This is a genomic window from Cupriavidus sp. WGlv3 (assembly GCF_023952475.1).
GTDB classification, from domain to species: domain Bacteria; phylum Pseudomonadota; class Gammaproteobacteria; order Burkholderiales; family Burkholderiaceae; genus Cupriavidus; species Cupriavidus phytorum.
This window is the reverse complement of the sequence record NZ_JALHRX010000109.1, coordinates 1-1,030: the sequence shown is the minus strand read 5'-3', so window position 1 is coordinate 1,030 and position 1,030 is coordinate 1. Positions and strand designations below refer to the sequence as shown.

General features: G+C 62.8%; 2 protein-coding genes and 1 pseudogene. All 3 read right to left on the bottom strand.

The genetic code is table 11. From position 1 onward, the window contains the following. On the bottom strand, positions 1-105 hold a 105-nt coding region (locus MKD38_RS30680), incomplete at its 3' end, for a proton-translocating transhydrogenase family protein (protein ID WP_252682437.1). Positions 106-255: 150 nt separating this feature from the next. Beyond that, positions 256-618 carry an aspartate 1-decarboxylase gene (gene panD / locus MKD38_RS30675; protein WP_012353832.1) on the bottom strand — a complete coding sequence of 121 codons (363 nt, stop codon included), beginning with the start codon at positions 616-618 and terminating at the stop codon, positions 256-258. 57 nt (positions 619-675) lie between these two features. Continuing rightward, positions 676-1,030, bottom strand: a pseudogene (locus tag MKD38_RS30670) (NAD(P)(+) transhydrogenase (Re/Si-specific) subunit alpha); the annotation flags it as partial.

Below are 1,030 nucleotides of genomic sequence, written 5' to 3'. Positions count from 1 at the left end.
GGGCGTATGCAGGGCCGGCGTGACCGTCCAGACCACGTGGTAACCCACGTAGATCGCCAGCACGAAGATGATCAGGTTGATCACCGTGTGGTTCACCATCTCCATCGACTTCTCCTCCGTTGCTTTGAAACCGGGATGCTGCGTGTTGCTGTGATTGTTCTTTGCAGTATTACGGTGGGGCACGCCAACGGCCATTGGCTCAATACGGCCTATCGCGTGCTCCCTCTCCCGCTTGCGGGAGAGGGGCGCAAGGCGTCAGACCTTCTTGATTTCCTTGATGCCGTTCTTCTCGTTGACCAGGATGACCTTGGGCTTGTACGTGGCGATTTCTTCGTCCGTCATCGGCGCATAGGTGCAGATGATCAGCTGGTCGCCCAGGTGCGCGCGGCGCGCGGCGGCGCCGTTCAGCGAGATCTCGCCGCTGCCGCGCTCGCCCTTGATGATGTAGGTGGAGAAGCGCTCGCCGTTGTTGACGTTGTACAGCTCGATCTTCTCGAACTCCTTCATGTCGGCAGCGTCCAGCAGGTCCTGGTCGATGCCGCACGAACCCTCGTAGTTGAGGTCCGCCTGCGTCACGGTGACGCGGTGGAGCTTGGCGCGGAGCATGATGCGTTGCATGGGTGATACGTCCTTATATCTGAAGCGAAGGCAGTGGGCGCGCTGCGCCCGTTGGAATTACGCCGCCTCGCGCACGACCTGGCCGTCCCGGCACATCAGGCAGGCGGCGACGATGTCGTCTTCGAGGTTGAGCGTGAACTGGCCGTCCTTGTCGACGACCAGCTTGAGGAAGTCCAGCACGTTGCGGGCATAGAGCGCCGAGGCGTCGGCCGCGACCATGCTGGCCAGGTTGGTATGTCCGATCAGGATCACGCCGTTGTGGTTGACCACTTCGTCGGCCACCGTCAGCGGACAGTTGCCGCCCTGCGCTGCGGCCAGGTCGACCACCACCGAGCCCGGCTTCATCTGCTGCACGGTCGCTTCCTGCAGCAGCACCGGCGCCTTGCGGCCGGGGATCAGCGCGGTGGTGATG